This is a genomic window from Tenuibacillus multivorans (assembly GCF_900103915.1).
GTDB classification, from domain to species: domain Bacteria; phylum Bacillota; class Bacilli; order Bacillales; family Alkalibacillaceae; genus Tenuibacillus; species Tenuibacillus multivorans.
On sequence record NZ_FNIG01000001.1, the window covers coordinates 59809 to 86302 of the forward strand.

At 37.6% G+C, this 26494-nt stretch carries 24 protein-coding genes, 1 tRNA gene and 1 other annotated feature; of the genes, 11 read left to right on the plus strand and 14 right to left on the minus strand.

Annotation, left to right across the window (positions count from 1 at the left end; translation table 11 throughout):
• The first annotated feature begins 270 nt into the window (after positions 1-270).
• From BLP77_RS00315 to BLP77_RS00355, 9 genes are all read left to right on the plus strand, one after another.
• Positions 271-1095: a M55 family metallopeptidase gene (locus BLP77_RS00315; protein WP_093855111.1), complete on the plus strand. Its 825-nt coding sequence runs from the start codon at positions 271-273 to the stop codon at positions 1093-1095.
• 14 nt (positions 1096-1109) lie between these two features.
• Positions 1110-2048: an ABC transporter permease gene (locus tag BLP77_RS00320; protein WP_093855112.1), complete on the plus strand. Its 939-nt coding sequence runs from the start codon at positions 1110-1112 to the stop codon at positions 2046-2048.
• Position 2049: 1 nt separating this feature from the next.
• A complete protein-coding gene (locus BLP77_RS00325) occupies positions 2050-3009 on the plus strand; it encodes an ABC transporter permease (RefSeq protein ID WP_176752902.1) in 960 nt (319 codons plus the stop codon).
• 4 nt (positions 3010-3013) lie between these two features.
• Positions 3014-4009: an ABC transporter ATP-binding protein gene (locus BLP77_RS00330; protein WP_093855113.1), complete on the plus strand. Its 996-nt coding sequence runs from the start codon at positions 3014-3016 to the stop codon at positions 4007-4009.
• Positions 4010-4031: 22 nt separating this feature from the next.
• Positions 4032-5711: a peptide ABC transporter substrate-binding protein gene (locus BLP77_RS00335; protein ID WP_093855114.1), complete on the plus strand. Its 1680-nt coding sequence runs from the start codon at positions 4032-4034 to the stop codon at positions 5709-5711.
• Between the two features lie 70 nt (positions 5712-5781).
• Positions 5782-6726 carry a S66 peptidase family protein gene (locus tag BLP77_RS00340; protein WP_093855115.1) on the plus strand — a complete coding sequence of 315 codons (945 nt, stop codon included), beginning with the start codon at positions 5782-5784 and terminating at the stop codon, positions 6724-6726.
• Entirely contained in the window at positions 6716-7831 is a 1116-nt protein-coding gene (locus tag BLP77_RS00345; RefSeq protein ID WP_093855116.1) for a mandelate racemase/muconate lactonizing enzyme family protein, read from the plus strand. The genes BLP77_RS00340 and BLP77_RS00345 overlap by 11 nt, the downstream gene beginning before the upstream one ends.
• Positions 7824-8738 carry a C40 family peptidase gene (locus tag BLP77_RS00350; protein ID WP_093855117.1) on the plus strand — a complete coding sequence of 305 codons (915 nt, stop codon included), beginning with the start codon at positions 7824-7826 and terminating at the stop codon, positions 8736-8738. The genes BLP77_RS00345 and BLP77_RS00350 overlap by 8 nt, the downstream gene beginning before the upstream one ends.
• Positions 8739-8751: 13 nt before the next feature.
• Positions 8752-9759, plus strand: a complete 1008-nt coding sequence (locus tag BLP77_RS00355; protein ID WP_093855118.1) for an ABC transporter ATP-binding protein — start codon at positions 8752-8754, stop codon at positions 9757-9759.
• A gap of 54 nt (positions 9760-9813) precedes the next feature.
• Here the strand turns inward: BLP77_RS00355 and BLP77_RS00360 are convergent, their stop codons facing one another.
• Entirely contained in the window at positions 9814-10437 is a 624-nt protein-coding gene (locus tag BLP77_RS00360; protein ID WP_093855119.1) for a CotY/CotZ family spore coat protein, read from the minus strand.
• A 197-nt stretch (positions 10438-10634) separates the two neighbouring features.
• On the opposite strand from BLP77_RS00360, the gene BLP77_RS00365 reads away from it, so the two are divergent.
• Together BLP77_RS00365 and BLP77_RS00370 are read left to right on the plus strand one after the other, a co-directional pair.
• The gene (locus BLP77_RS00365) at positions 10635-11282 is read left to right on the plus strand and encodes a deoxynucleoside kinase (RefSeq protein WP_093855120.1); all 648 of its coding nucleotides are present in this window, start codon (positions 10635-10637) and stop codon (positions 11280-11282) included.
• Positions 11279-11950 (plus strand): deoxynucleoside kinase, encoded by a 672-nt coding sequence (locus BLP77_RS00370; RefSeq protein ID WP_093855121.1) that lies wholly within the window; start codon positions 11279-11281, stop codon positions 11948-11950. The genes BLP77_RS00365 and BLP77_RS00370 overlap by 4 nt, the downstream gene beginning before the upstream one ends.
• A 45-nt stretch (positions 11951-11995) precedes the next feature.
• Here BLP77_RS00370 and BLP77_RS00375 read toward each other — a convergent pair whose 3' ends face one another.
• The 13 genes from BLP77_RS00375 to yaaA all read right to left on the minus strand — a co-directional run bounded on the left by BLP77_RS00375 (position 11996) and on the right by yaaA (position 26403).
• Complete coding sequence (locus tag BLP77_RS00375; protein ID WP_093855122.1) at positions 11996-12451, minus strand: bactofilin family protein; 456 nt, start codon at positions 12449-12451, stop codon at positions 11996-11998.
• Positions 12452-12466: 15 nt separating this feature from the next.
• On the minus strand, positions 12467-13411 hold the full coding sequence (locus tag BLP77_RS00380; protein ID WP_176752904.1) for a M23 family metallopeptidase: 945 nt from the start codon (positions 13409-13411) through the stop codon (positions 12467-12469).
• Between the two features lie 188 nt (positions 13412-13599).
• Positions 13600-13692 (minus strand) — tRNA-Ser (locus BLP77_RS00385).
• A gap of 497 nt (positions 13693-14189) precedes the next feature.
• The gene (serS, locus tag BLP77_RS00390) at positions 14190-15470 is read right to left on the minus strand and encodes a serine--tRNA ligase (protein WP_093855124.1); all 1281 of its coding nucleotides are present in this window, start codon (positions 15468-15470) and stop codon (positions 14190-14192) included.
• Between the two features lie 273 nt (positions 15471-15743).
• Positions 15744-15960 (minus strand) — a binding site (T-box leader).
• Positions 15961-15989: 29 nt separating this feature from the next.
• Positions 15990-16583, minus strand: a complete 594-nt coding sequence (gene pdxT / locus BLP77_RS00395) for a pyridoxal 5'-phosphate synthase glutaminase subunit PdxT (RefSeq protein WP_093855125.1) — start codon at positions 16581-16583, stop codon at positions 15990-15992.
• 12 nt (positions 16584-16595) lie between these two features.
• Positions 16596-17480: a pyridoxal 5'-phosphate synthase lyase subunit PdxS gene (gene pdxS, locus BLP77_RS00400; RefSeq protein WP_093855126.1), complete on the minus strand. Its 885-nt coding sequence runs from the start codon at positions 17478-17480 to the stop codon at positions 16596-16598.
• A gap of 20 nt (positions 17481-17500) precedes the next feature.
• The gene (locus tag BLP77_RS00405) at positions 17501-18823 is read right to left on the minus strand and encodes a D-alanyl-D-alanine carboxypeptidase family protein (RefSeq protein ID WP_093855127.1); all 1323 of its coding nucleotides are present in this window, start codon (positions 18821-18823) and stop codon (positions 17501-17503) included.
• Positions 18824-18997: 174 nt separating this feature from the next.
• Positions 18998-20110: an HD-GYP domain-containing protein gene (locus tag BLP77_RS00410; protein ID WP_093855128.1), complete on the minus strand. Its 1113-nt coding sequence runs from the start codon at positions 20108-20110 to the stop codon at positions 18998-19000.
• Between the two features lie 32 nt (positions 20111-20142).
• Positions 20143-22647 (minus strand): DNA gyrase subunit A, encoded by a 2505-nt coding sequence (gene gyrA, locus BLP77_RS00415; protein ID WP_261753311.1) that lies wholly within the window; start codon positions 22645-22647, stop codon positions 20143-20145.
• 76 nt (positions 22648-22723) lie between these two features.
• Positions 22724-24649, minus strand: a complete 1926-nt coding sequence (gyrB, locus tag BLP77_RS00420) for a DNA topoisomerase (ATP-hydrolyzing) subunit B (protein WP_093855129.1) — start codon at positions 24647-24649, stop codon at positions 22724-22726.
• Between the two features lie 42 nt (positions 24650-24691).
• Positions 24692-24982 carry an extracellular matrix regulator RemB gene (gene remB, locus BLP77_RS00425; protein ID WP_093855130.1) on the minus strand — a complete coding sequence of 97 codons (291 nt, stop codon included), beginning with the start codon at positions 24980-24982 and terminating at the stop codon, positions 24692-24694.
• 8 nt (positions 24983-24990) lie between these two features.
• Positions 24991-26109 carry a DNA replication/repair protein RecF gene (gene recF / locus BLP77_RS00430; protein ID WP_093855131.1) on the minus strand — a complete coding sequence of 373 codons (1119 nt, stop codon included), beginning with the start codon at positions 26107-26109 and terminating at the stop codon, positions 24991-24993.
• A 69-nt stretch (positions 26110-26178) separates the two neighbouring features.
• Positions 26179-26403: a S4 domain-containing protein YaaA gene (yaaA, locus tag BLP77_RS00435; RefSeq protein ID WP_093855132.1), complete on the minus strand. Its 225-nt coding sequence runs from the start codon at positions 26401-26403 to the stop codon at positions 26179-26181.
• Between the last annotated feature and the right edge of the window lie 91 nt (positions 26404-26494).

Consider the following 26494-nt stretch of genomic DNA (forward strand, 5'->3'; position numbering starts at 1 on the left):
TAAAAATTCTGTACTATCATTGTATATGAGAAAGCGCTTTTTTAAAAGTGGCTTGTTTTTATAGGACCATTGTTTCATTTAATAGATTGAAAATTGATTTTATTCAAAATATTTGATATTTTAAAAATTAACTTAGCATATCGCCTAATAATTAGCGAAGAACAAAATCTATTGAGCTTATTATAGTAGGTAGGTTGATTAATTTATACCTTCCTAACCATTAAACATAACTAATTATTGGTATTTATTTTATTAGGAGGTCCTAATCTTATGAAGTTATATATGTCTGTTGATATGGAAGGTATAACTGGATTACCTGATCATACGTTTGTCGATTCTCAATTACATAATTATGAACGAGCAAGAAGAATTATGACAAACGAAGCTAATGATGTGATTGAATCAGCCTATCAAAACGGCTGTGATTATGTCTTAGTTAACGATAGCCATTCAAAAATGAACAATATTTTAGTCGATGAATTGTATCCTGATGCTGACTTAATTAGCGGGGGTGTGAAGCCTTATTCCATGGTAGAAGGGTTAGATGATTCCTTTGATGGCGTCGTGTTCTTAGGCTATCATGCCCGGGCTGGACATCCTGGGGTTATGTCGCACTCAATGACATTTGGCGTCCGTAACTTTTTTATAAATGATGTGGCTGTCGGTGAACTCGGGTTCAATGCCTATGTAGCTGGCTATTACGGTGTTCCCGTTATTTTAGTTGGCGGTGATGATCAAGCAACAGAGGAAGCTAAGGAAATCATCCCTAATATTATCACCGCACCTGTCAAACAAACAATTACACGCTCAGCTGTGAAAACGCTAACACCTAAGAAATCCAGCAAATTATTAAGAGAAAAAACGATTCAGGCTATGGAACAGATCACGCAAATTGAACCACTCATCCCTCCAGAAAAACCTACATTACGGATTGAGTTTACGAATTATGGACAAGCTGAATGGGCTCATTTAATGCCCAAAACTGAAATTGAACCTCATTCCTGTATCGTCAAGTTTGAAGCTGAGGATATATTAGAAGCCTATCGAGCGATGATTGTAATGACTGAACTAGCAATGCAAACGAAATTTTGCTAATAGGAGGGTCAAACATGATTAAATACATCATAAAACGTTTTTTGATGATGCTTTTGACCTTATGGATTATTACGACCCTGACCTTTATCTTAATGATGTCAATTCCAGGCTCTCCGTTTAACGATGTTTCGGATAAAACATCAAACGAAGCCGTTCAAGCTAATTTAGAAAGTCATTTTAATTTGGATAAACCGATGATTGTCCAATATTACTATTATTTAGAATCCATTGTGACATTAGATTTTGGCCCCTCGATTAAGAAACCGAATGACACCGTCAATGATTTGCTCGGTAGAGGGTTTCCCATTTCATTTGAACTAGGAATCATCTCGATTATCGTTGCGATTATTTCCGGTATTATATTAGGCGTATTTGCAGCCTTAAAACATAATGGCATAATCGATTACTTGGCTATGTCAATAGCTGTATTAGGGATTTCCATTCCTAACTTCGTACTTGCAACATTTTTGATACAGCAGTTGGCCGTCAACCTTGAACTACTTCCAGTCGCAACTTGGAAATCGCCTTCCCACATGATCTTACCTACCATTGCGTTAGCAACCGGACCTATGGCGATTATCGCCCGATTAACCCGGTCAAGTATGCTAGAAGTTTTAACCCAGGATTATATAAAAATGGCACGCGCGAAAGGACTTGCCCCTTACAAAATCATTATTAAACATGCACTTAAAAACGCTTTAATGCCAGTTGTGACTATATTAGGGACCTTATTAGCAGGCATCTTAACAGGGACCTTTGTCATTGAAAAAATATTCGCGATCCCGGGTATGGGTCAATACTTTGTAGAGAGTATTAGTCAGCGTGATTATCCTGTCATCATGGGAACGACGGTCTTTTATAGTGCCTTCTTAATTATCATGTTATTTTTAGTCGATATTGCTTACGGTGTTTTAGACCCGAGAATCAAACTTCACAAAGAGAAGGGGGATTAACATGGATCAACAGACGAAAAAAATGGCACAAGATCCAACTAGTGCTGAAATCCCTTCAGATTGGCTTAAACCAATTAATCGTGACCAATTGAAACAAGAGGACGTCGTCAGACCATCTCTATCTTATTGGCAGGATGCTTGGCAAAGATTGAAGAAAAACAAATTGGCCATGAGTGGACTCATCTTTTTAATTATACTAGCGATTATGGCAATTTTTGGTCCTTATATGTCACCTTACACGGTAGGGGAGCAAAATCTACCAAACCAAAACCAAGCTCCATCTTGGTCGCATTGGTTTGGAACCGATGGATTAGGACGAGATGTCTTCACACGCACCTGGTATGGAGCTAGAATCTCCCTATTTGTTGGACTCATGGCGGCGTTAATCGATTTTTTTGTTGGCGTGATTTATGGGGGGATTTCAGGCTATAAAGGGGGAAGAACAGACAATATCTTGATGCGTATTATAGAGATCCTGTACGGATTACCTTACTTATTAGTCGTCATTCTACTTTTAGTTGTATTAGGACCAAGCTTACTTACTATAATTCTAGCATTAACGGTAACAGGCTGGGTTGGTATGGCCAGGATCGTGCGTGGGCAAGTTTTACAGCTTAAAAACTATGAATTTGTTCATGCATCACAATCCTTTGGGGCCAAAACGAGTCGTATTATTAAACGAAATCTGTTACCTAACACGATGGGGCCCATTATTGTACAGATGACATTAACGGTACCTTCAGCCATTTTCGCAGAAGCCTTTCTAAGCTTTCTAGGCTTAGGTGTTTCATCCCCTTATGCTAGCTGGGGTGTAATGGCTAATGATGCTTTAACAGCTATACTTTCTGGACATTGGTGGCGTTTATTTTTCCCTGCGTTTTTCATCTCAGCTACCATGTTCGCCTTTAACGTGTTAGGAGACGGACTACAGGATGCTCTTGATCCAAAGCTTAGGAGGTGACAGATTGAAAAAAATTCTAGAAGTTCAAAACCTTCATGTATCTTTCTCGACTTATGGCGGCGAGGTTAAGGCCGTAAGAGGGGTTACATTCGATTTATTTGAAGGTGAAACATTAGCCATCGTCGGTGAATCAGGCTGTGGTAAAAGCGTCACGGCGAATAGCATTATGCAATTAATCCCAAAGCCAGCAGGGAAAATCTCTGAAGGAAACATTATTTTTAAAGATATAGACATTACAAATGCAAACGAAAAACAGATGAGAAACATTCGTGGTGTTGATATCTCAATGATATTCCAAGATCCAATGACTGCACTTAACCCAACCCTTTCCATTGGTCATCAATTAATGGAGGGCTTAAAGCAACATCAAAACATTTCGAATAAAAAGGCTAAAGAAAAAGCGATCGAAATGCTAAATCTTGTTGGTATTCCAAATCCAGAGGAGCGGCTTGAACAATATCCACACCAGCTGAGTGGGGGAATGCGACAGCGAATTGTTATTGCGATTGCGCTTATTTGTGAGCCTGATCTATTAATTGCAGACGAGCCGACGACAGCTTTAGATGTCACAATTCAAGCACAAATACTAGAGTTATTTGGAAAAATTCAAAAGGAAACGAACGTTGCGATTATTCTCATTACGCATGACTTTGGCGTTGTGGCCAATATTGCAGATCGAATTGCTGTCATGTATGCCGGTAAAATTATTGAGTCAGGTATGAAAGAAGAAATTTTTTATCATCCAAAACATCCTTATACGCTAGGATTGCTACACTCTATTCCGCGTTTAGATCAAAAGGATGATGAGTTAATTCCGATTGATGGGACACCACCTGATTTATTCTCACCACCTGTTGGCTGCCCATTTACTGCCAGATGTCCCCATGCCATTGTGGCTTGTGAGAAGATGTACCCTCTTCGTCATGAATCTAGTCTTTCCCATTATGTCGACTGCTGGCTTTATGACGAGAGAGTCAAAAATATGAAACAAACTAATTAAATCATTAAGGGAGGAAAAATGAATGAAAAAAAAATGGTTATTATGTCTATTAACCATCACCCTGGCCTTGTTTTTAGTAGCATGTACAACGACGAGTTCTGATGACGATGAAAATACGACCACAGATGACGAACAAACATCTGAAAATGAAGGAAACGAGAGTGAGGAAGAAGAAAGTGATAGTCAAGACGATGGGAAAAAAGTGCTTTACTTAAACAATGGGGAGGAACCTACATCGTTCGACCCACCTATTGGTTTTGATTCGGTCTCATGGAACGCTCTTAACAATCTATTAGAAGGATTAACACGTCTAGATTCATCACATACGCCTCAACCTGCCATCGCAGAGGATTGGGAAATATCTGATGATGGAACCGTTTATACCTTCTACATTAGAGAAGACGCAAACTGGTCTAATGGTGATCCTGTTACAGCGCAAGATTTTGTCTTCGCTTGGAAACGTTTACTAAATCCTGAAACCGCTTCATCGGCAGCATTTTTAGGTTATTTTATTAAAGGAGGAGAGGCCTATAATACTGGAGAAGGTTCAGCAGATGATGTGATGGTCGAAGCCGTTGATGATAAGACCTTTAAGGTAACGCTAGAAGCACCAACAGGTTTTTTCCTAAACCTTATCACCAATCCAGCCTTTTTCCCAATTAACCATCAAGTTGCACAGGAAAATCCTGAATGGCATTCAGAAGCGGATTCCTTTGTAGCTAACGGCCCGTTTCAATTAAAAGAATGGAATCATGATAACAACATGGTGTTTGAGAAAAACCCTGAATATTGGGATGCTGACACCGTCAAGTTAGATGAAGTTCATTGGGCGATGGTCAATGATACGAATACGGAATACCAAATGTATGAGAGCGGTGATCTTGATTCTTCAGGTATTCCATCAGATTTGGCTGAACAATTGTTAGAGGGCGATGACGTCGTTTATGAGGATCAAGCGGGAACTTATTTTTATCGTTTTAATGTGACAGAAGAACCATTCCAAAACGAAAAAATACGTAAAGCTTTCGCCATGGCTATTAATCAAGAGGAAATCGTAAATTATATTACGAAAAACCTTGAGAAGCCTGCTTATGGTTTTGTTTCATATGGCTTCCAAGACGCGAATGGTCAAGACTTCCGCGAGCAAAATGGTGATTTTCTAACCTTTGATCCTGAACAGGCTAAGCAGTTATTAGAAGAAGGTATGGCAGAAGAAGGTTATGATGAACTGCCAGAAATTACGCTTTCCTATAATACAAGTGATGCACATAAGTCAATTGCAGAATATATGCAACAACAGTATATTGATGTGTTAGGAATAGAGGTTACCTTAGAAAATACGGAATGGAACGTCTTCTTACAAGACCAAAAGGATTTAAACCATCAATTCTCACGTAGTTCTTTCTTGGCTGACTACGCAGACCCTGTTAACTTCTTAGAAAGCTTTATCACAGACTCTTCAATGAACCGTACAGGCTGGTCTAACGAGGAATATGATCAGTTAATAGCGAATGCTAAAAATGAAACAGACCCTGAACAACGTTTTGAATATCTATATGAGGCTGAGAAAATTTTATTTGATGAAATGCCACTATTCCCAATTCATTTCTACAACCAAATTGTGTTACAAAACCCTGATGTAACAGGTGTTGTTCGTCACCCAGTCGGTTATCTCGAATTAAAATGGGCAGATAAAAACTAAGCAACCTTATGTCAAAGAGGGCATATATATTCCCATATGCCCTCTAATACATAAAAAAGGAGTTCATAAAATGATTCAACCGCAACCACTAAAACCAGGTGATACAATTGGTGTCATTGCACCAGCAAGTCCACCAAATCTAGAACAATTAGAAAATGCGCTTCCTTTTTTTGAAAAGCTACAGCTTAACATTAAATTAGGTAAACATGTTAAAAACGTAAATGGATACTTAGCAGGCACAGATGAAGAACGACTAGAGGACTTACACGACATGTTTTTAGATCCAGAAGTTAATGGAATTATTTGTGCTGGTGGAGGCTATGGGACGAGTCGAATCGCCTTAAATATCGATTACGATTTAATTGAACATAATCCCAAAATCTTTTGGGGATATAGTGATATTACATATTTACATACAGCCATTAGACAACAGACAGATTTAGTTACGTTTCATGGGCCGATGTTAGCATCCGATATCGGAAAGGACGATTTTCATGACATCTCAAAACAATCATTTAATCAGCTTTTTCAACCTAAACTATTAATCTATAACGAAGACATTTCGCCCCTTACTGTTTTAAGTAATGGAAAAGCGGAAGGGAAAATCGTCGGCGGCAATTTATCACTCGTAGTAAACACGCTAGGTGGGCCATTTGAAATAGAAACAAAAGATAAACTATTGTTCATCGAGGATATCGATGAACCACCGTATCGCATTGATTCATTTTTAAGCCAGCTTAAAAATGCTGGAAAACTAGATGAAGCTGCCGGCATCGTCATAGGTGATTTTAAGCATGCTGAACCGACCAATGACCGTCCGTCATTTACTTTAGGTGAAGTCTTAGACCATTATTTTATCCATCAATCTAAACCAATTATTAAAGGCTTTAACATCGGTCATTGTCAGCCTCACTTTTCGATACCACTAGGCGTTCATGCGACATTATCAAGTGAGACGAAGTCATTAATTATCCAACCAGGTGTGATGACAGGAGGACGGAACCATGAAGATTAGGTCTGTTGAAACCTTTCGCGTTAAAATTCCTTTAAAGAAGCCGTTTAAAACAGCTTTACGAACGGTGACAGAGGCTGAATCGATATATGTCACCATTACCTTAGAAGATGGAACGATAGGATTTGGTGAAGCACCACCAAACCTTGTTGTGACAGGGGATACGTTAAATAGTATTCAAACCTGTATTGAACATATTTTTAAACCTATATTATTAGGACAATCGATTCAACATATTAATAACATTTTAGAAATAATTAATCAATCCATTGTGAGAAATACAAGTGCAAAAGCAGCCGTTGATATGGCTTTATATGATTGTCTATCCCGAACTGCACGACTACCACTTTATCAACTGCTTGGTGGATACCGGGATTCCATCGATACTGATTATACGGTTAGCGTGAACGATCCAGATGAAATGGCCTTAGATGCTCAAACCTATATCAATGATGGCTTTCAAATGTTAAAGGTTAAGGTTGGAAAGGATGACATCCACCAAGACCTTAAACGAATTCAAGCTATCCGTGAAATGATTGGACCAAAACCAATCATTCGTTTGGATGCCAATCAAGGCTGGTCTGTTAAGGAAGCTATATATGCCATTAATCAAATGGAGGCATTAGACCTTAATATTGAACTCGTTGAGCAACCCGTTAAAGCAAATGATATCAAAGGATTAAAACAGGTAACCGATCGAACTAACATCCCCATTATGGCTGATGAAAGTGTTTTTTCGCCAGATGATGCAAGAAAAGTACTTGAAACTGGTAGTGCTGATCTAATCAATATTAAGCTTATGAAAACAGGTGGGATTTATAATGCCTTAAAGATTAGTCAAATGGCTGATGCTTTCGGTATTGAATGCATGGTTGGCAGTATGATTGAAACAAAGCTCGGAATCACAGCAGCAGCACATTTCGCTGCTAGTCAAAAAAATATTACAAGGTATGATTTTGATGCTCCATTAATGTTAGCCGATGATCCGTTATTAGGCGGAATTCAGTATGAAGGTCCTATCATGACGTTTTCTGATGAACCGGGCCTGGGGATTTACGAAGCCAAAGAAGATTTTATAATCCATGAGGAGTTTGTTAAAAATGAATGAGTCTAATCATATGTGGATTTGTAACGTGGCTGTTTCTACTATATGGACAGAACCAAATTCTCCAAGAGAAATAGATGAGCCAGGACTACACGAACCCGCTAACATTCATCAGTGGTATAACGCCCTAACAACTGATAAAAGACGAGATTTATGTGATTTGAATTTAGTTCAATCACAGCTATTATATGGTGAAGAAGTGATTGTTGACGAAATAGAAGGGGATTGGGCAAAAATAATTGCTATAAACCAACCCTCAAAAAAAGATGCGAGGGGTTACCCTGGCTGGGTCCCTTTAAAACAACTTAAACAAGTTGAACGGGAGGCTTGGTCCTATTTTCCGATTGCGTTGATCACATCGAAAACCGCAGCATTAATGGATCATCATAACGAAACGATATTAGATCTTAGTTTTCTAACCTACCTACCTGTTGTTGACCAACATGAACAAATGGTTAAAGCTCTAACACCTGAAGGTGAGGCGTGGCTTAACCGTCACGATGTTGCTATTTTTCCATCTTATGACGATATTCCTAAACAAACAGGTCAAGCCATCGTTGAATCAGGACACGAGTTTTTAGAATTACCTTACTTTTGGGGTGGTATGAGCGCCTTTGGGTATGATTGTTCAGGATTTACTTATAACATGCATAAAGCTAACGGATACCAAATACCAAGAGATGCCTCAGATCAAGCAAAAGCTGGTGAACACGTACCACTTAATCACCTCGAAATTGGAGATCTTTTATTCTTTGCTTTTGAAAATGGACACATTCATCACGTTGGACTATATGCTGGAAATGAGTATATGATTCATTCACCAAGTACGGGGAAAGGAATCGAAATGATCCATGTACCAGGAACAAAGTATGAGAAGGAACTGTGCGTGGCTAGACGATATCATACGTAATGGGGGAATCCGTATGGGAAACGAATTACTAAAAGTCAAAAACCTAAAAAAATATTTTAAAATAAGTAAGAAACAAACGTTAAAAGCTGTAGATGATATTAGCTTTAATATTCGAAAAGGGGAAACGTTTGGAGTCGTTGGTGAGTCAGGTTGTGGAAAATCGACGGCTGGAAGAACGATATTAACACTTTACGATAAAACAGATGGACAAGTTCTATATGATGATATCGATGTTCATAGCATTCCTGAACAAGAGCGGTTTAAGCTATTTAGAAACATGCAAATGATTTTCCAAGACCCATATGCTTCATTGAATCCACGTTCGACTGTTAAAGAAATTATATCCGAACCTATGGAAATTCATGGGCTCTATAAAGGTGAAAAGGAACGACTTCATAGGGTGTACCAACTTCTTGAGGAAGTCGGATTAAATAAAGAGCATGCCACCCGCTACCCGCATGAATTTAGCGGAGGGCAACGACAACGTATTGGAATTGCAAGAGCTTTAGCCTTAGAACCTGAATTTATCATCTGTGATGAGCCGATTTCAGCCCTAGATGTATCAGTCCAAGCCCAAATCATTAACTTACTCTCAAAACTACAAAAAGAGAAAGATTTAACCTATTTGTTCATTGCCCACGATTTATCCATGGTTAGACATATATCGGACCGTATTGCCGTTATGTATCTCGGTCATATTGTGGAATTAACTAATAGTAAAACTTTATACGATGAACCGTTACATCCATATACAAATGCTTTATTATCAGCAGTTCCTATTCCGGATCCTAAAATAGAGAAAACACGAACTAGAGTTTTATTAGAAGGCGACTTACCAAGCCCACTGGATCCTCCATCAGGCTGTGTTTTTAGAACGAGATGCCCATTAGCACAGGACATTTGCGCTCATCAAAAACCTAAATTGGTAGAAGTTGAAGAAGGAAGACATGTAGCTTGCCATTTATACGATCCAGATATTTATGAAATGGATGCAAATGATGTGACTACCTTGAGTCCATGACATATTGCAATAAAAAAGTCGATACCTTTATTAAAGGTACCGACTTTTTTTAAATTAATCGTAATTTTTAGATGACCCAGCTACAGTATTGCTCGGATTAAATTCAGATACAGGTAATGCTCTTACTGGTTCTAAGCATGTAATACCCACGAAGTCACATAAATCTACTGTAATACAGATTCCAGTACGCTGTAAGTTGCGAATAGAGCTACCTGGGAAGTAATCACAAACGGAAGCACCACCAGGTCCAGGAGTTGATCCGCCTGCAGTTACTGGTAGAAGTAGCTCAAGTTCAGCACAGCAATCTTTCTTCACGCGGCTAACACGGAAGATTGGAGATTCAAAACATCTAAAGACTGTGTTTGCCCCTGCCATAGCCTGAACCACTCCACTACCGATAAATGGAACGCAGTCACCTTTACAGTATAAAACAAATGGGACTGTATCGTTGTCAGTAGTAGGAGTAGCTGGTGATAAAAGATCATCGACAGATTGTTTACAACCTACTTCACAATCACTTCCTTCACTTGCAGCTTCAGCTTGTGCTCTGGCAATTTTTCTTACCATTCTACATACACATGTGTTATCTTTACATTCTAAGTCATCTTTGCAATTCTCATCAAACACTATTTTTTCACCTCTCTTTTCGTAGTTAATATAAAATATGATATTGTTCATTTTGTGTATAGGTAAGTGTAGATTTTTAACACTTTTAAGCAAATTTAATTAATATTAAAGATAAAAGTCTAAGTGCAAAAGTGCTCTCCAACTTCACCTAGGTCTAAATGAAATAATTCGTTATTTTTACTCCATTAAGTGTCGAAATTTGTTATCATGGAATAATAGAACTGATATTGTCATTGGAGGTATTGGAGATGGGGGAAAATCATGTACCTTTTATTGCTGTAGAGGGGCCGATTGGTGTTGGAAAAACCTCTCTTTCTAATAAAATTGCTCAGCATTTTTACTTTCATTTACTTAAAGAAATTGTTGAAGAAAATCCTTTTTTAGGAAAGTTCTACGACAATATAGAAGAGTGGAGTTTTCAGACAGAAATGTTCTTCCTGTGCAATCGATATAAGCAGCTTGAAGATATTGAAAAGCATTACTTAGAACAATACAAACCTGTTGTTTCTGATTATCATATTTTTAAAAATATGATTTTTGCAAAGCGAACATTAAATCAAAAGCAATTTAATAAGTACGAGCAAATCTTTCATATTTTAACAAACGATATGCCAAAACCAAATGTTATGATTTATTTACATGCAAGTCTTGATACTTTGCTTGAACGGATCCGAATGCGAGGACGTGAAATTGAAAAAAATATTCAACATGAATACTTACAACAGTTATCAGATGATTATGATCAATTCATGGATGAATTTGAAAAGAATAATCCTGATATACCGGTTATCCGATTAGATGGTGATCAGCTAGACTTTGTTAAACAGCAACAGGACCTGGACTACATTTTAACGATTATTGAAAAGCACATTCAAAAAGGGGAAGTTGTAACATGAAAATCAATAACCAATACGGTATTCCAAACGATACAGTGATCACCATTGCTGGAACCGTTGGCGTTGGAAAATCAACCATGACGAATGCCTTAGCTGATGCCCTTGGTTTCCGCACATCATTTGAAAAGGTTGATGGGAATCCTTATCTAGATAATTTTTATAAAGACTTTGAACGATGGAGCTTCCATTTACAAGTTTATTTTTTAGCTGAACGATTCAAAGAGCAGAAACGAATCTTCGAATACGGTGGGGGATTTGTACAGGATCGTTCCATTTATGAAGACACAGGGATTTTTGCTAAAATGCACCAAGAAAAAGGCACGATGTCAGAAATCGATTATCAAACATATAAGAATCTGTTTGATGCCATGGTCATGACCCCTTATTTTCCTCATCCGGACTTACTCATCTATCTAGAAGGTTCATTTGACGATGTTTTAGAACGTCTTCGTAGTCGGGGAAGGAAGATGGAACAGGATACACCGATTGAATATTGGAGAGAGATGTACAATCGGTACGAGGAATGGATTAATAATTTTAATACTTGTCCAGTTATGCGCATTAATATTAATGATTATGATTTATTTGAGAATGGAGACTCCATAGAACCCATTTTAGAACGGGTTGGTAAATTCGTACAAGCTTCTAGAAATTATATCAAAGCATAAAATTAAGCCGGTACACTGTTAATTTGTTGTACCGGCTTTTTGATTTTATGATGCTTTATTCTTTTTCTTATTCTTTTGTTTTTTAGATTGTTGTTCTTGATTATGTTCGTTTTTATCATTTTTATTGTTTTTATCATGATTAGATCCGGATTCTGATGTAGATTCCATTTGACTTTTCCCGTCAAACTTACCGCCTTCATCAATGACGAAAACAGCCATCTTCGCATCACCCATTAATTTTCCTGTTGCTTCAATTTTTAAGGTATGCTTACTCGTAATGTTTCCTTTCACCATTCCGGCTACTGTAACATTTCGTCCTTTAACCTCAGCTTCAACTTTTCCTTCAGAACCAATGACAACATCACCACTGCAAATTACAGATCCAGTCACCGTACCATCAATTCGTATACTCGCTTCAGATTCTACATCACCGTTTAATGTCGTACCAGAACCTACGATAGTATCAACTTGATTTAACTGTTTTTCCTGTTTCGATAACATAACATTTAACCACCTTTATTCATTTAATACGCGTTGTATAAACGTCATATATGGGTAGGGATCAATGACTTCTCCGCGATGCATAATCTCATAATGTAAATGAACACCAGTACTTCTTCCAGTTGAACCCATTAGCCCAATTAAATCACCTTGCTTAACTCGTTCACCCTCTTCAACGTTTAAACGAGCCATATGGCCATATCGAGTTTTATATGTATTTTCATGATTGATGATAATTGATAATCCATAGGAATCATCTCTATCGGAAAACTCTATAACTCCATCACCAGTCGCATATATCTCTGTTCCCCATGGTCCAGCTAAGTCTAATCCACTATGGAAAGCTTCAACCTGGCGAAACGGGTCAACACGATTACCAAATTCAGATGTTATTCTTTCCGTATCAGCTGGCCAATAAATGGGCACCTGCTTTAATTGCTCTTTGACCTGGCTTAACTCTTCAATAGCGACTTCATATTCTTCAACTAGGGTTGGGACTTCTTCTCGGATCATATTGTAATCACCTGAAAAGTCTTTAGTTAATGAGGCTTGTTCAATGACAACATCATCTCTTTGAATGAAATCTTCTCCACCTTTAGGTCCGTCTTCAAAAGCGGCTAAACGATCTGGATTTAAAGAAGAGATCATATCCTTTAACTGTTCTTCCAAAAGATGAAGCTCGTCCAAACGATTTTGAATCGCCACTCGATCTTTTTCATATTGCTGTAGCTGTTCATCCTGTTCCGTTAACTGTGTGTTAACCTCACCTAATGAAGCGGTTAACTCTTCGTTTTCTACTGATAAAGATTCAATTATATGTATAGTAAGCCAGACACTAAGCAAAGCCGTCAAAAAGATTGCCATAAAGCCGAAAAATATGATTTTAGGTAGCGAAAACTGTCTGATTCCCTCTTTAGCATCAGACATAACAACTATACGCCATCTTTTAAACAAATTCATTTTCTCGTGCTCCCTTAAATGCACTTTTTTTCCTCTACTCTTATCCATTGTAAGACATTTTTATCTAATTTTCTAATTAATCTTTAAAATAATTTGAAAATAGGACAATTGTTAGGATCAATCAATAGTCGAAAAAAGTATAAAAAAAATGGTTACGACTGTAACCATGAATTTCCTCATTATAATAATGGCGGAGGAGGAGGGATTCGAACCCCCGCGGGCCGTGAAGCCCCTGGCGGTTTTCAAGACCGCTCCCTTCAGCCGGACTTGGGTACTCCTCCGTTTAGGCTGACAAAAATTAATATATCACATGATTCGACACACTGCAATATATAAAAGAGATTTTTTTATATTCTGTCTTTAACAATTAATAATTTTAAAACGAGGCTGGGACAAAAATATCTAGAGGGTGATGAAAGGCGAACAATATCATCTAATATCATTAAAAATGAACGGAGTCAAAATGCGTAGACGCCTCGTCGACTAAAAACGGCCACGTCCTGCGCCTGCGGTTACTCGGCGCAAACTTACGCAAGGATGTAACGCAAGTAGCATTTGTGGCCAACGCCGACACTTGAACATCCAGTTCTTCGCGGGGACAGCACGAGTCTCGAGACCCCGCAGGCAGCGCTTTTCTGCCGACGAGGCTCGAGCCGTGCCCGCGGCAAGCGAAGCATTTTGACGTAGTGAATAACATCTGAACTAATTCATGAATAATTGAATCTAGTTCAGATGTTATGTTTTTAATAAAGTTTTGTCCCAGCCCCGTTTTAATCATTTATTTTGGTTCAATTCGTTCTCTATTTCCCATATACGGACGTAAGACTTCTGGAATTGTCAGAGAGCCGTCCGCTTCTTGATAGTTTTCTAAAATAGCTGCTACTGTTCGGCCAACTGCCAATCCTGAACCGTTCAACGTGTGAACAAATTCTGGTTTAGAATTTGGATCACGACGGAATCTGAGACCTGCTCGTCTAGCTTGGAAATCCTCAAAGTTAGAACAAGATGAAATTTCGCGATACGTATTGTTGCTTGGAATCCATACTTCAATGTCATATTTTTTAGCAGCGGTAAATCCTAAATCACCTGTACACATACTCATAACTCGATATGGAAGCTTTAATAGCTGCAAGATCTTCTCAGCATGACCTGTTAGCTCTTCTAAAGTGTCATAAGATTCTTCCGGTATAGCTAAATGGACTAATTCGATTTTGTTGAATTGGTGTTGACGAATTAACCCTCTCGTATCACGGCCGGCTGAACCCGCTTCAGAGCGGAAATTAGCACTATATGCGGCAAATTTTTTCGGCATATCATCAGCTGTTAGGATTTCATCGCGATGATAGTTCGTAACAGGAACTTCGGCTGTTGGAATTAAGAAATAATCCCAATCCTCTAATTTAAACACATCTTCTGCAAATTTCGGTAGCTGACCTGTTCCGGTTAAGCTGTCTCGGTTAACGATTTGTGGTGGCATCATCTCTTCATAACCATGCTCATCCACTTGATAGTCCATCATAAAATTAATTAAAGCACGTTCTAATCGTGCACCTATTCCTTTGTAAAAAACAAAACGACTACCTGTAACTTTAGAAGCTCGTTCAAAGTCTAATATACCAAGATCGGTCGCTACATCCCAATGAGGTTTTTCCTCAAAATTGAATTGACGAACATCTCCCCATTTGCGAACCTCAATGTTATCATCCTCAGATTCACCAATAGGTGTTGATTCATGCGGGATATTTGGAATAGATAGTAATAGTTCATTTAATTTTTCTTCAACGGATTTTAGTTGTTCATCAATTTCTTTAATGCGATCACCAACTTCACGCATTTCTTTTATTAAGTGATCCGCATCTTTTTTTTCTTTCTTCAGTACAGAAATCTCTTTGGAAACTTCATTACGTCGGGCCTTTAATTCCTCAGACTCTTGAATATACTGGCGTCTTTTTTGATCCCATTCTTCAAAATGGTCTAAATCAGTTAAATCCTCACCACGATGCTGAAGCTTCTCCTTAACTTCTTGATAATTTTGACGTAAATACTTTAAATCAAGCATCTTCATTCTCCTTTTTCAATTTTTTATTATACAATGGCTGTTTTCAAAAGTTTGATGTTTTTAATAGATAAAATTGTATGGAATAAATCTCTACAAGCAGTTGAAATACACGGAGACTCCTGCGGGAAAAGCAACAGCTGAAGACCCCTCAGTGAGCGTTAGCTCACGAGGAGGCTGAAGCGTTGCCCGCGGAAAGCGAAGTGTATTTCAACTGTGATGGTTATAGCAACAACTTGGAGAAAACAACCATTAAAAAAACTCGCCCCTTTTATATAAAGGGACGAGTTGACTTTACCCGCGTTACCACCCTTGTTGAAGAGATCTATCTCCTCCAACTCGGAAGCTTTAACGGTGCTTAGCCGGATAAGCCTACTTTCATTTCAGCTAATCTGCTCAAGGATGGATTCACAGACCGTTTCTACTGGTTCACAGCAACCACCAGCTCTCTGAAAAAAACGCATCTAATACTATTTCCTATCGTTGCATTTCTTTATAGTTATTCATAATATAACGGTTTTTTTAATTTGTCGCAAGTTTTAACTTACTTTTTTCGACCATGTCGATAAAATGCTGGACTAAACGATAGTCATCTGTTAGCTCAGGATGGAAAGCAGCCGCTAAAAACTGACCTTGTTGAGCGGCTACAATTTTACCTTTATAAGTCGATAACACTTCAGTGTCTTCTTTAGCCTCAACAATATATGGCGCACGAATAAAAACAGCTTCAAAATCCTTTGCAACGCCCGTAATTTCAAGTGGTGCTTCAAAGCTTTCTCGTTGTCTACCAAAGGCATTTCGTTCAACGACCATATCCATTAATCTTAGATGACCACTATCTTGTCCAACTATATCTGTAGCTAATAAAATAAGTCCTGCACAAGTACCAAAGATAGGTTTACCTGATTGTCCGAATTGACGCAGGGCCTCTGTAAAATCATAACGATCAATTAAACGCCTCATCGTTGTACTTTCGCCGCCTGGTAGAATTAAACCATCTATATCCTCTAATTGTTCTTTTCGTTTAATAATCTGAGCTTCATGGCCACAAGCTTCAATGGATTGCTGATGTTCTCTAAAAGCACCTTGTAGTCCTAATATTCCTATAATTGCCATATAAAGTCTCCTTTACTCACTACGGTCCTGCATACGATCTGCCTGGTCTAATGTTGTCATTTCAATACCAGGCATAGCTGTACCAAGGCCTTTTGAAAGTCGTCCAATTAATTCATAGTCTTCATAGTGAGTGGTTGCTTCCACAATCGCACGTGCAAATTTTTCAGGTTGATCAGATTTGAAAATTCCAGATCCTACAAATACACCATCAGCACCTAGCTGCATCATTAAAGCTGCATCAGCTGGTGTTGCAATACCGCCAGCTGCAAAGTTCACAACAGGTAAACGACCGTTCTCTCGAATTTCTTTTAAGATTTCATATGAAGCACCATTTTCTTTAGCAAATACCATTAATTCATCTTCAGCCATATTAATAACTTCATTAAGCTGTTTTTGAACCTCACGCATATGACGAACGGCTTCAACAATATTTCCAGTACCAGGTTCACCTTTTGTACGTAACATCGAAGCACCTTCACCGATACGTCTAACCGATTCGCCTAAGTTACGGCAACCACAGACAAATGGAACCGTATAATCATTTTTATTAATATGGTATAAATCATCAGCCGGTGTTAACACTTCGCTCTCATCAATATAGTCAACACCCATTGCTTCTAACACTCTAGCTTCAACAATGTGGCCAATTCTTGCTTTTGCCATCACTGGAATTGAAACAGCATTCATAACTTCTTCAACAATCGTTGGGTCAGCCATACGAGCAACCCCTCCAGCTGCACGAATATCAGCTGGTACACGCTCTAAAGCCATCACAGCGACGGCTCCTGCTTCTTCAGCTATTTTGGCTTGTTCTGCATTGACAACGTCCATGATGACGCCACCTTTTTGCATTTCAGCCATACCTCTTTTAACACGATTTGTTCCTACGTTTCCCATCTTATTACCTCCTGGTTTTATTATGTGAATAATCCTTTAATACTTGCAAATAAGTTTACAAAGAAGTCACCTATCCCTTGTAACAATAATACAAACCAGTTGGATTTTTCAACACCTTCAGTCGTCACTAGAGGTACCGATATTTGTTCGTCATTCACGATATTACCGTACTCATTTTCACCATTGTAAGTTAATACCATTTGGCCAACTTCTAAGCCTTCTTCAACTGGTGCCACCAATGTGCCATCTTCTGTTAACACATCTTCATGAAATTCATATGTCACCGAGTAATTTTCCTGTTCACCATTTTTGACCGTTGTTTCAATGGCTTGATTTGCTTCGATTTCAACTTGGTCTTCTTGACCTTTTTCTACCTCGATGACAGATTTATCCTCAATTTGGTGACCTTGATCATATAAGGTGACCGTTTCGAAGTTGTTAAAACCATAATCTAATAATTTACGTGTTTCATTGAAACGTTCTTGTTTACTTTCCGTTCGCATGACAACGGAAATCATTCGTTTTCCGTTACGCTCTGCTGTACCGGTAAACGTATAACCAGCTAAATCCGTATGGCCCGTTTTTAAGCCATCTAATCCATCATATGAAAATTGTGCAAGATGTCCTGGCATGTTAGGTAACATCCAGTTGTAATTAATCATTTCATGACCTTCAAATTCCTTTGTTGGCACACTAGATACATCTAATACTTCTGGATAATCCTTCAATAGATGATAAGCTAATTTTGCTGTATCACTAGCTGACATTAAGTTTTCACCTTCAGGGTCTGTTCCTTCAGGATAATTATCACCTAAGGTTGAATTAGGTAATCCTGTTGAATTAACAAATTTATAATCTGTTAATCCCATTTCTTCAGCTTTTTCATTCATCATATTTACAAACTCAGCTTCACTACCAGCAATTAATTCAGCTAATGCTATGGTCGTCGCGTTATCTGAATAAATGACCATGGCATCGTATAATTCTTTTACTGTATAAGGATGGTCGAGGCGCAAACCAATTCCTGAGAATAATGGATTAGATGAAACCTCATACGCATATTCAGTGATCTGTGTCGTTGTCTCCCAATCTATTGAACCATTATTGATCGCTTCAAGAACGAGATATTCCGTCATCATTTTCGTCATGCTTGCTGGAGGCAACGCAATATCCGCCTCTTTTTCAAATAAAATTTCTCCTGTATCCGCATCAACTAGAATAGCAGATTCAGCTTGAATATCTAGTGAACTTGCATTCGCTAATTGTGGATTTATAATAAACGAACTAAACGTAAACATTACGATTAATATAATCAAACGTAACACATGTAGCTTCTTCTTCATTTTTGTATTCCCCCATCTATGTAGCTTGTTTACGTTTTAATTATACATGATTTTTAGTGCAATCTCATTGGTAATTTAGACATATTTAAAAAATATCCACAATCTAATCCAAAACGTGTTTATACGATTTAAAAAAGCCATTAGTAAAGTCATAACCTCACTAATGGCCTTCATTCAGTTCATTAATACTTCTTCAATATATAAATCCTTATGCTCTAATAAATGGATAATCTCATGGTCTTTGTCCATTTTAATCATCGGTCGAGTTGGATGTTTTTGGTCAATAAAAACAATTTCTCCAATCTCACTATTCGTTAATCGAACCTTAGTCCCGTTAGAGAAAAAGACAATACTATTAACTAACACTCTCACAATCTTCATATCTAATTTACCGAACTGACGGTTTAGCATTTCTTCAATAGCTTTAAATGGTGATTGTTTTTTACGATAAACACGCTCTGACGTCATGGCATGAAACATATCACTAACGGCTATAATCCTAGCAAATGGGTGCAGTTTTTCATGCTGAATACCTAAAGGGTAACCTGAACCATCTAAACGTTCATGATGCTGAAGAACAGCAATTTTAACATCCTTACTAAGATAGGTTTCTTGCTCTATTAACCGATAAGATAAAACTGGATGTTTTTTAACCCTTTCAAATTCCTTATCTGTTAACACACCGTCTTTCTTATATAAGTGCCAGTCTTCTTTTAGCATACCTAAATCACTTAAATAAGCAGCCAATGCAATTTGTAAGCGTTCATTTTTGTTATACTTCAGCTTTTTAGCTAAAAATGCAGCAATAACAGGTACTGCAACGATATGGTGATAGAAGTAGTCCTGTTTATCCGTATAATGGTGTACCTCCATCAATAAATCAGCAAAGTTTTCACCAATTTGAACGAGTGGTTGAATAATATTTCGAATCTTAACTAAATCCAATTGATTTTGTTGCTCCCATTGATTAAAAAGTTCCTTCGTTTCTTTAACCGTATAAACATAATAATCATAAAAGGACCAACCAGGTTTAGCATCTTTGTTTTCTTTTTCTTCTTTTTGATGTTCTTGCTCTGTGTTTGAAGGATCAACTTCTGTCGTTTTAAATAATTGACCATTCACTAATTTTGAAGCGACTTCAACATATGGGACTTGGAAATCATTAAGGATTTTAATATGAATAGGTTCAATTACCGTATTCTTCGGTACAATAGGAAACACAGTCCGACCTGATACATCTTTAATTAATAAACAACCAGGTACTAAATCTTTTGGATGAACCTTCATATGATAACCCCTCTCTATCCCAAGTTAGACCTTTATTCTTTATTTGTATCTGTTTGTTCTTTTTCTGATGAATTGTTTTCCGCTTCGTTTTCTTCTTCTATATCTTCTTCCTCTTCTTTTTCAACTCTTGCAACTGTCGCAACCTCTTCATCATCTGCTAAGCGAATTAATTTAACACCTTGAGTATTACGTCCTGTCTGTGATATCGACTCAGAAGGCATACGAATTAAGACCCCACTTGCTGTCATCAGCATTAAATCTTCTTCACCGGTAACTGGTTTAACAGCGACGACATGACCGTTTTTCTCATTTAACCTACACGTTAGAATACCTTTACCCCCACGGTTTTGGAGACGATATTCTTCCTCTGGTGTCCGTTTACCATATCCCTTAGATGTAACAGTTAATACATTGACATCTGAATTTAAAATTTCCATCGAGACAACTTCGTCACCCTCGCGCAGAGTAATCCCTTTTACCCCAGCAGCTGTTCTACCCATGGATCTTACATCTTCTTCATGGAAACGGATGAGTAAGCCATTTTGTGTCCCAATCATAATATCCTTTTGACCATCTGTTAAACGAACAGAAATTAACTCATCGTCTTCCCTTAGATTAATTGCACGTAAGCCTCCACGGCGAATATTAGCGAAATTGTCTAAGGTTGTACGTTTAGAAATCCCTTTTCTTGTTGTAAAGAATAAATACCAATCATCTACGTATTCTTTTACAGTAATGACAGCATTGACCCATTCACCTTTTTCAATTTGTAAAACGTTAACAAGCGGGATCCCTTTGGCAGTCCGTCCGAATTCGGGTATTTCATAGCCTTTTGCACGATAAACTTTACCCTTATTCGTAAAGAATAAAATCGTATCGTGAGTGGATGTGGATAATAAATGTTCGACGAAATCCTCATCATTCGTCCCCATACCTTGAATCCCACGACCACCGCGGCGTTGTGCTCGGTACGTAGTAGCTGGAAGACGTTTGATATAACCTCGATGTGTCAAACTAATGATAACCGTTTCTTCTGGAATCAAGTCCTCGTCTTCAATAAAGTCTGCACCACCAACTGTAATTTCAGTTCGACGTGTATCATTATATTTTTCTTTAATCTCTAAAAGCTCTTCTCTAATGATTTCTAATACTTTTTCATCATCTGCTAAAATAGCTTTTAATTCTGCAATGAGCTCTTTTACCTCTTTGAATTCATTTTCAATTTTTTCACGCTCTAATCCAGTTAGACGTTGTAAACGCATATCTAGAATAGCTTGTGCTTGTTTTTCCGAAAGCCCAAAGCGATTCATTAAGCCATCTCGAGCCTCATCCGTTGTCTGTGATTGACGAATCAATTCAATTACGTCATCGAGATGATCTAAGGCAATTCGTAAACCTTCTAATATATGAGCTCTGGCCTCAGCCTTTTCTAAATCATATTTCGTCCGACGAATGATGACTTCTTTTTGGTGCTCTAAATAATGGCTTAGCGTCTGTTTGATATTTAACACTTTGGGTTGTCCATCTACGAGTGCCAACATATTAATACCAAACGATGTTTGTAAGGCTGTTTGTTTGTATAAATTATTTAAAACAACATTAGCGTTAGCATCACGTCTTAATTCAATGACGATACGCATTCCTTCACGATCCGATTCATCTCGTAAATCGGTAATACCCTCAATCTTTTTATCTCGAGCTAGTTCAGCAATTTTTTCTATAAGTCTGGCTTTGTTCACTTGAAAAGGAATTTCTGTCACAATGATCGATGTCTTACCATTTGATTCTTCAACAATATCCGCCTTAGAACGAATCGTCAGCGATCCTTTTCCAGTTTCATAGGCGTTTCGAATTCCACTACGTCCTAAAATGATACCGCCAGTCGGGAAATCTGGTCCATGTAAATGGTTTTCCATCAATTCTTCTATGGTGATATCAGGGTTTTCACTTATGGTTAAAACCGCATCAATAACTTCACCCAATTGATGGGGTGGTATATTTGTAGCCATTCCAACGGCAATACCTGAAGCCCCATTCACTAACAGGTTTGGAAACTTAGCTGGTAGAACGGCAGGTTCCCTTTCTGTTCCATCATAATTATCAAGATAATCAATCGTATTTTTATTGATATCACGTAATAATTCCATTGAAATCTTAGACATTCTCGCTTCGGTATAACGCATCGCTGCAGCTGAGTCACCATCCACAGAACCGAAGTTACCATGTCCATCTACAAGCATATTACGGAAGTTAAAATCTTGTGCCATTCGAACCATAGCGTCATATACTGCTGAATCACCGTGAGGGTGGTATTTACCAATCACTTCACCCACAATACGAGCTGATTTTTTATAAGCTTTATCAGCATGCATGCCCAAATCATGCATCGCATATAAGATACGTCTATGAACAGGCTTTAAACCATCACGAACATCTGGTAAGGCTCTCGATACAATAACACTCATGGCATAATCTAAAAATGAAGTTCTCATTTCATTACTAATATTTATTTCTTCTACACTTGGTCGTTGTTCCAACCGTCATTACCTCCCTATATGGTAAAACGAGCACAAAAGAACACCTAAAAATAGGGAACTTGCGCTCTTACCATCACTAAATATCTAAATTCTGAACGTATTGTGCATTTTTTTCGATAAAATCACGTCTTGGTTCAACTTGATCTCCCATGAGTACTTCGAATATTTCATCCGCATCTTTCGCATCTTCCAAATTAACTTGAAGTAAAGTCCTCGCCTCAGGGTTCATCGTTGTCTCCCAAAGCTGTTCCGGATTCATTTCACCTAAACCTTTATAACGCTGTATGTTTGGCTTTGGCGAAGCTGGTAATTCAGACAATAATTGATCCAATTCTTTATCGTTATAAACATAAGATACATTTTTATTTTGTTTAATTTGGTATAAAGGTGGTTGAGCAATATAGACATAACCATGTTCAATTAATGGACGCATATAACGGTAGAAAAACGTTAATAATAACGTTCGAATATGGGCGCCATCAACATCGGCATCTGTCATAATGACAATTTTATGATAGCGTGCCTGCTCGATATTAAATTCTTCACCAATACCCGTACCCAAAGCGGTAATCATGGCACGAATTTCATTATTAGATAAAATTTTATCTAATCGAGCCTTTTCTACGTTAAGGATTTTACCTCTTAAAGGTAAAATAGCCTGAAAATGGCGATCGCGTCCTTGTTTAGCTGAACCACCTGCTGAGTCACCCTCAACAATATACATTTCCGTAATCGAAGCATCCTTTGAGGAGCAATCAGCTAATTTACCTGGTAAGCTTGAAACCTCCAGAGCATTTTTTCGTCTTGTTACTTCACGGGCCTTTTTCGCCGCAATACGGGCACGTGAAGCCATTAAACCTTTTTCAACGATTCGTTTCGCTGTTTTAGGGTTTTCAAATAAAAATTTTGAAAACTTTTCTGAGAAAATTTGATCTGTGATGGTACGAACTTCACTGTTACCAAGCTTTGTTTTTGTTTGTCCTTCAAACTGTGGGTCAGGGTGTTTAACTGAAATGATGGCCGTTAAACCTTCACGGACATCATCACCAATTAAATTTGGATCATTTTCTTTATATAAATTATTTTTTCTTGCGTAATCATTAATCACACGAGTTAAGGCCGTTTTAAAGCCTGATTCATGTGTACCGCCTTCTATCGTGTTAATATTGTTCGTAAATGAATGAATATCACTGGCAAAGCCATCATTATACTGTATCGCGAACTCCACTGTGATATCATCAAGTTCACTTTCGGCATAAATAGGGTCATGTAATGCTTCGCGTTTGCGGTTTAGGTGCTCAACATACTCTGCAATACCGCCCTCATAATAAAAGTGTTCTGGTTCTTGATCTTTACGTTGATCTTCAATCGAGATTCGAAGCTGTTTATTTAAATAGGCTAATTCTCTTGTACGTTCTAAAAGCTGATCATAATCAAACTCTTGCGTTTCTGAAAAGATTTCAGGGTCTGGTTTGAACGTTGTTTTGGTACCTGTTATATCCGTTTCTCCAATGATTTTGACATCATCTTCAGGTACACCACGTTTATAGCTTTGATAATAAAGATTGCCATCACGATGGACGTAAACTTCACACCATTCAGATAAAGCATTCACGACAGATGCACCTACACCGTGTAAACCACCTGAGACTTTATAAGTTCCACTATCGAATTTACCACCCGCATGAAGAACTGTCATGATGACTTCTAAAGCTGGTCTTCCTGCCTTTTTATGCATATCAACCGGAATACCGCGCCCATCATCGATAACCGTTAGCCTATTATCTTTTTCTATGATGATTTGGATATGGTCGCAATAGCCTGCTAAAGCCTCATCAATACTATTATCAACAATTTCCCATACGAGATGATGTAACCCTCTTGCACTCGTCGAACCAATGTACATACCTGGACGTTTACGAACCGCTTCAAGCCCTTCTAAAACTTGAATCTGACTCGCACCATAATCCAGTTGTTCATTCACGTTATCTTCCATTGCCATGATCTCACCTTCATTTTCTATTGAATTAATAGCTTCATATCTTTATTCTTCAATATCATAAGTATCCGTTATGTCATCTACCTTATCTAGCTTATAAGATAATTGTGCTCGTCGGTTTAAAGTAGAAACTGATAGGGAACTAAAATAGATATGATTGACTGTTATCACAATTGATTTCGCTTCTTCATAAGAAGAATCGGATACATTCCCACTTTCACGTTGTTTAAAAATCATCTCTTCGATAATCGATGAGGAGTTAAATAAATTATAATCAATTATAGAAACGACATCTCTTGATCGAATAACGTTTTCATCACCAATATGAATAAACACTATCATCCTCACCTTTCTTCAACTAATTGACCATCATGGATGGTGAATATTTCAGCCTGACTAATCGTATCATGGGCAATACCATCAATACTGGTTGTCGTTACAAAAGTTTGAACTTTACCTTGAATGGTGTTTAATAAATGAGATTGTCTATGGTCATCTAATTCACTTAGGACATCATCCAAAAGTAATATCGGGTATTCGCCAACTTCTTCATAAATTAATTCTATTTCAGCTAATTTTAATGACAAGGCTGTTGTCCGCTGTTGACCTTGTGATCCATAGGTTTGAACATTTTTATCATTAACTGTAAAAACTAAGTCATCACGATGTGGCCCAATTAAAGTTGTGCCTCGATCTATTTCTTTATTTTCAATATTCTTAAAATGTTGTTCGTATACCATTCTTATTTTTTCCGAATTCATAGCTTCTGATACATTTACACTAGCATTATAATCAATATTTAATAGTTCTTTTCCTTGACTAATACCCTCATGAATCGGGTTCGCCCATTTTCTTAATTTATTTAAGAATAGAAAGCGTCTTTCTAGAATAATACTCGCATGCTCTATTAACTGTTCTGTATAGACATGCAGCATGGTTGAATCGGTAATAAATTGGCGCTGCAAATCTTTCAGTAGAGCATTTCGCTCTTTTAAAATTCTTTGATATTGGGTTAGATGATGGATATAGACGGGTTGTGTTTGTCCTATTTCCATATCAATAAATTTCCGTCGTTCTTGTGGACTACCTTTTACTAGGTTTAAATCTTCAGGTGCAAACATGACGATATTCATTGAACCAACATATTCACTTAAACGTTTTTGTTCAATGTGGTTAAATTTTACTTTTTTACCTTTGTTTGAAAGGACTACTTCTAATGGAATTGATTGATTTCGTTTAAATACTCTACCTTCTATTTTACCATATTCTGCGTCCCATTTGATTAATTCTTTATCTCGAGGTGTCCGATGGGATTTGGTAAAGGCTAAAACATATACAGACTCCATCAAATTGGTTTTCCCTTGAGCATTTTCTCCAATAATCACATTGATTTTTTGATCAAATGATACAGTTAATTTGTTGTAATTGCGATAATTCGTTAGTGTTAATTCTTCAATATACATGAAGTGACTCCTTTAATGACTTGAAACACTCTTTGAGTGCTAAAAACCTCAAGTATGTTCACGTACTATTTATTCGTCTGCTCGCTCGACCTGAAACGAACCAACTTCTTCTATTTCAATGACATCGTGAATATTGAGTTTGCGACCACGACGATCGTCTTTTTCACCATTCACATAGACGTCAAACTCCTTTAAAAACACTTTAGCCATACCACCAGAATCAATGATGTTGGCTAGTTTTAAAAATTGACCAAGTGTTATTTCTTCAGTATCTATATCAATTTTCTCAGGCATGATTTCACCTTCTTTATTTTAATTCACTTTAATATCTATTTTACTAAACATTTACCAATAAGAAAAGAAACTGAACGATTTGTGGTTGTCG

What these genes read in the sequence shown, in the direction of transcription:
- BLP77_RS00380 (WP_176752904.1), bottom strand. Translation starts at nt 13,411, where the DNA reads ATGAATTTGTTTAAAAGATGGCGTATAGTTGTTATGTCTGATGCTAAA.
- yaaA (WP_093855132.1), bottom strand. Translation starts at nt 26,403, where the DNA reads ATGCCTGAGAAAATTGATATAGATACTGAAGAAATAACACTTGGTCAA.
- BLP77_RS00375 (WP_093855122.1), bottom strand. Translation starts at nt 12,451, where the DNA reads ATGTTATCGAAACAGGAAAAACAGTTAAATCAAGTTGATACTATCGTA.
- BLP77_RS00355 (WP_093855118.1), top strand. Translation starts at nt 8,752, where the DNA reads ATGGGAAACGAATTACTAAAAGTCAAAAACCTAAAAAAATATTTTAAA.
- BLP77_RS00360 (WP_093855119.1), bottom strand. Translation starts at nt 10,437, where the DNA reads ATGAACAATATCATATTTTATATTAACTACGAAAAGAGAGGTGAAAAA.
- serS (WP_093855124.1), bottom strand. Translation starts at nt 15,470, where the DNA reads ATGCTTGATTTAAAGTATTTACGTCAAAATTATCAAGAAGTTAAGGAG.
- gyrB (WP_093855129.1), bottom strand. Translation starts at nt 24,649, where the DNA reads ATGGCAATGGAAGATAACGTGAATGAACAACTGGATTATGGTGCGAGT.
- BLP77_RS00320 (WP_093855112.1), top strand. Translation starts at nt 1,110, where the DNA reads ATGATTAAATACATCATAAAACGTTTTTTGATGATGCTTTTGACCTTA.
- BLP77_RS00325 (WP_176752902.1), top strand. Translation starts at nt 2,050, where the DNA reads ATGGATCAACAGACGAAAAAAATGGCACAAGATCCAACTAGTGCTGAA.
- recF (WP_093855131.1), bottom strand. Translation starts at nt 26,109, where the DNA reads ATGTATATTGAAGAATTAACACTAACGAATTATCGCAATTACAACAAA.
- pdxS (WP_093855126.1), bottom strand. Translation starts at nt 17,480, where the DNA reads ATGGGAAACGTAGGAACAAATCGTGTTAAAAGAGGTATGGCTGAAATG.
- BLP77_RS00405 (WP_093855127.1), bottom strand. Translation starts at nt 18,823, where the DNA reads ATGAAGAAGAAGCTACATGTGTTACGTTTGATTATATTAATCGTAATG.
- BLP77_RS00370 (WP_093855121.1), top strand. Translation starts at nt 11,279, where the DNA reads ATGAAAATCAATAACCAATACGGTATTCCAAACGATACAGTGATCACC.
- BLP77_RS00315 (WP_093855111.1), top strand. Translation starts at nt 271, where the DNA reads ATGAAGTTATATATGTCTGTTGATATGGAAGGTATAACTGGATTACCT.
- BLP77_RS00335 (WP_093855114.1), top strand. Translation starts at nt 4,032, where the DNA reads ATGAAAAAAAAATGGTTATTATGTCTATTAACCATCACCCTGGCCTTG.
- BLP77_RS00345 (WP_093855116.1), top strand. Translation starts at nt 6,716, where the DNA reads ATGAAGATTAGGTCTGTTGAAACCTTTCGCGTTAAAATTCCTTTAAAG.
- BLP77_RS00350 (WP_093855117.1), top strand. Translation starts at nt 7,824, where the DNA reads ATGAATGAGTCTAATCATATGTGGATTTGTAACGTGGCTGTTTCTACT.
- BLP77_RS00365 (WP_093855120.1), top strand. Translation starts at nt 10,635, where the DNA reads ATGGGGGAAAATCATGTACCTTTTATTGCTGTAGAGGGGCCGATTGGT.
- pdxT (WP_093855125.1), bottom strand. Translation starts at nt 16,583, where the DNA reads ATGGCAATTATAGGAATATTAGGACTACAAGGTGCTTTTAGAGAACAT.
- BLP77_RS00410 (WP_093855128.1), bottom strand. Translation starts at nt 20,110, where the DNA reads ATGAAGGTTCATCCAAAAGATTTAGTACCTGGTTGTTTATTAATTAAA.
- BLP77_RS00340 (WP_093855115.1), top strand. Translation starts at nt 5,782, where the DNA reads ATGATTCAACCGCAACCACTAAAACCAGGTGATACAATTGGTGTCATT.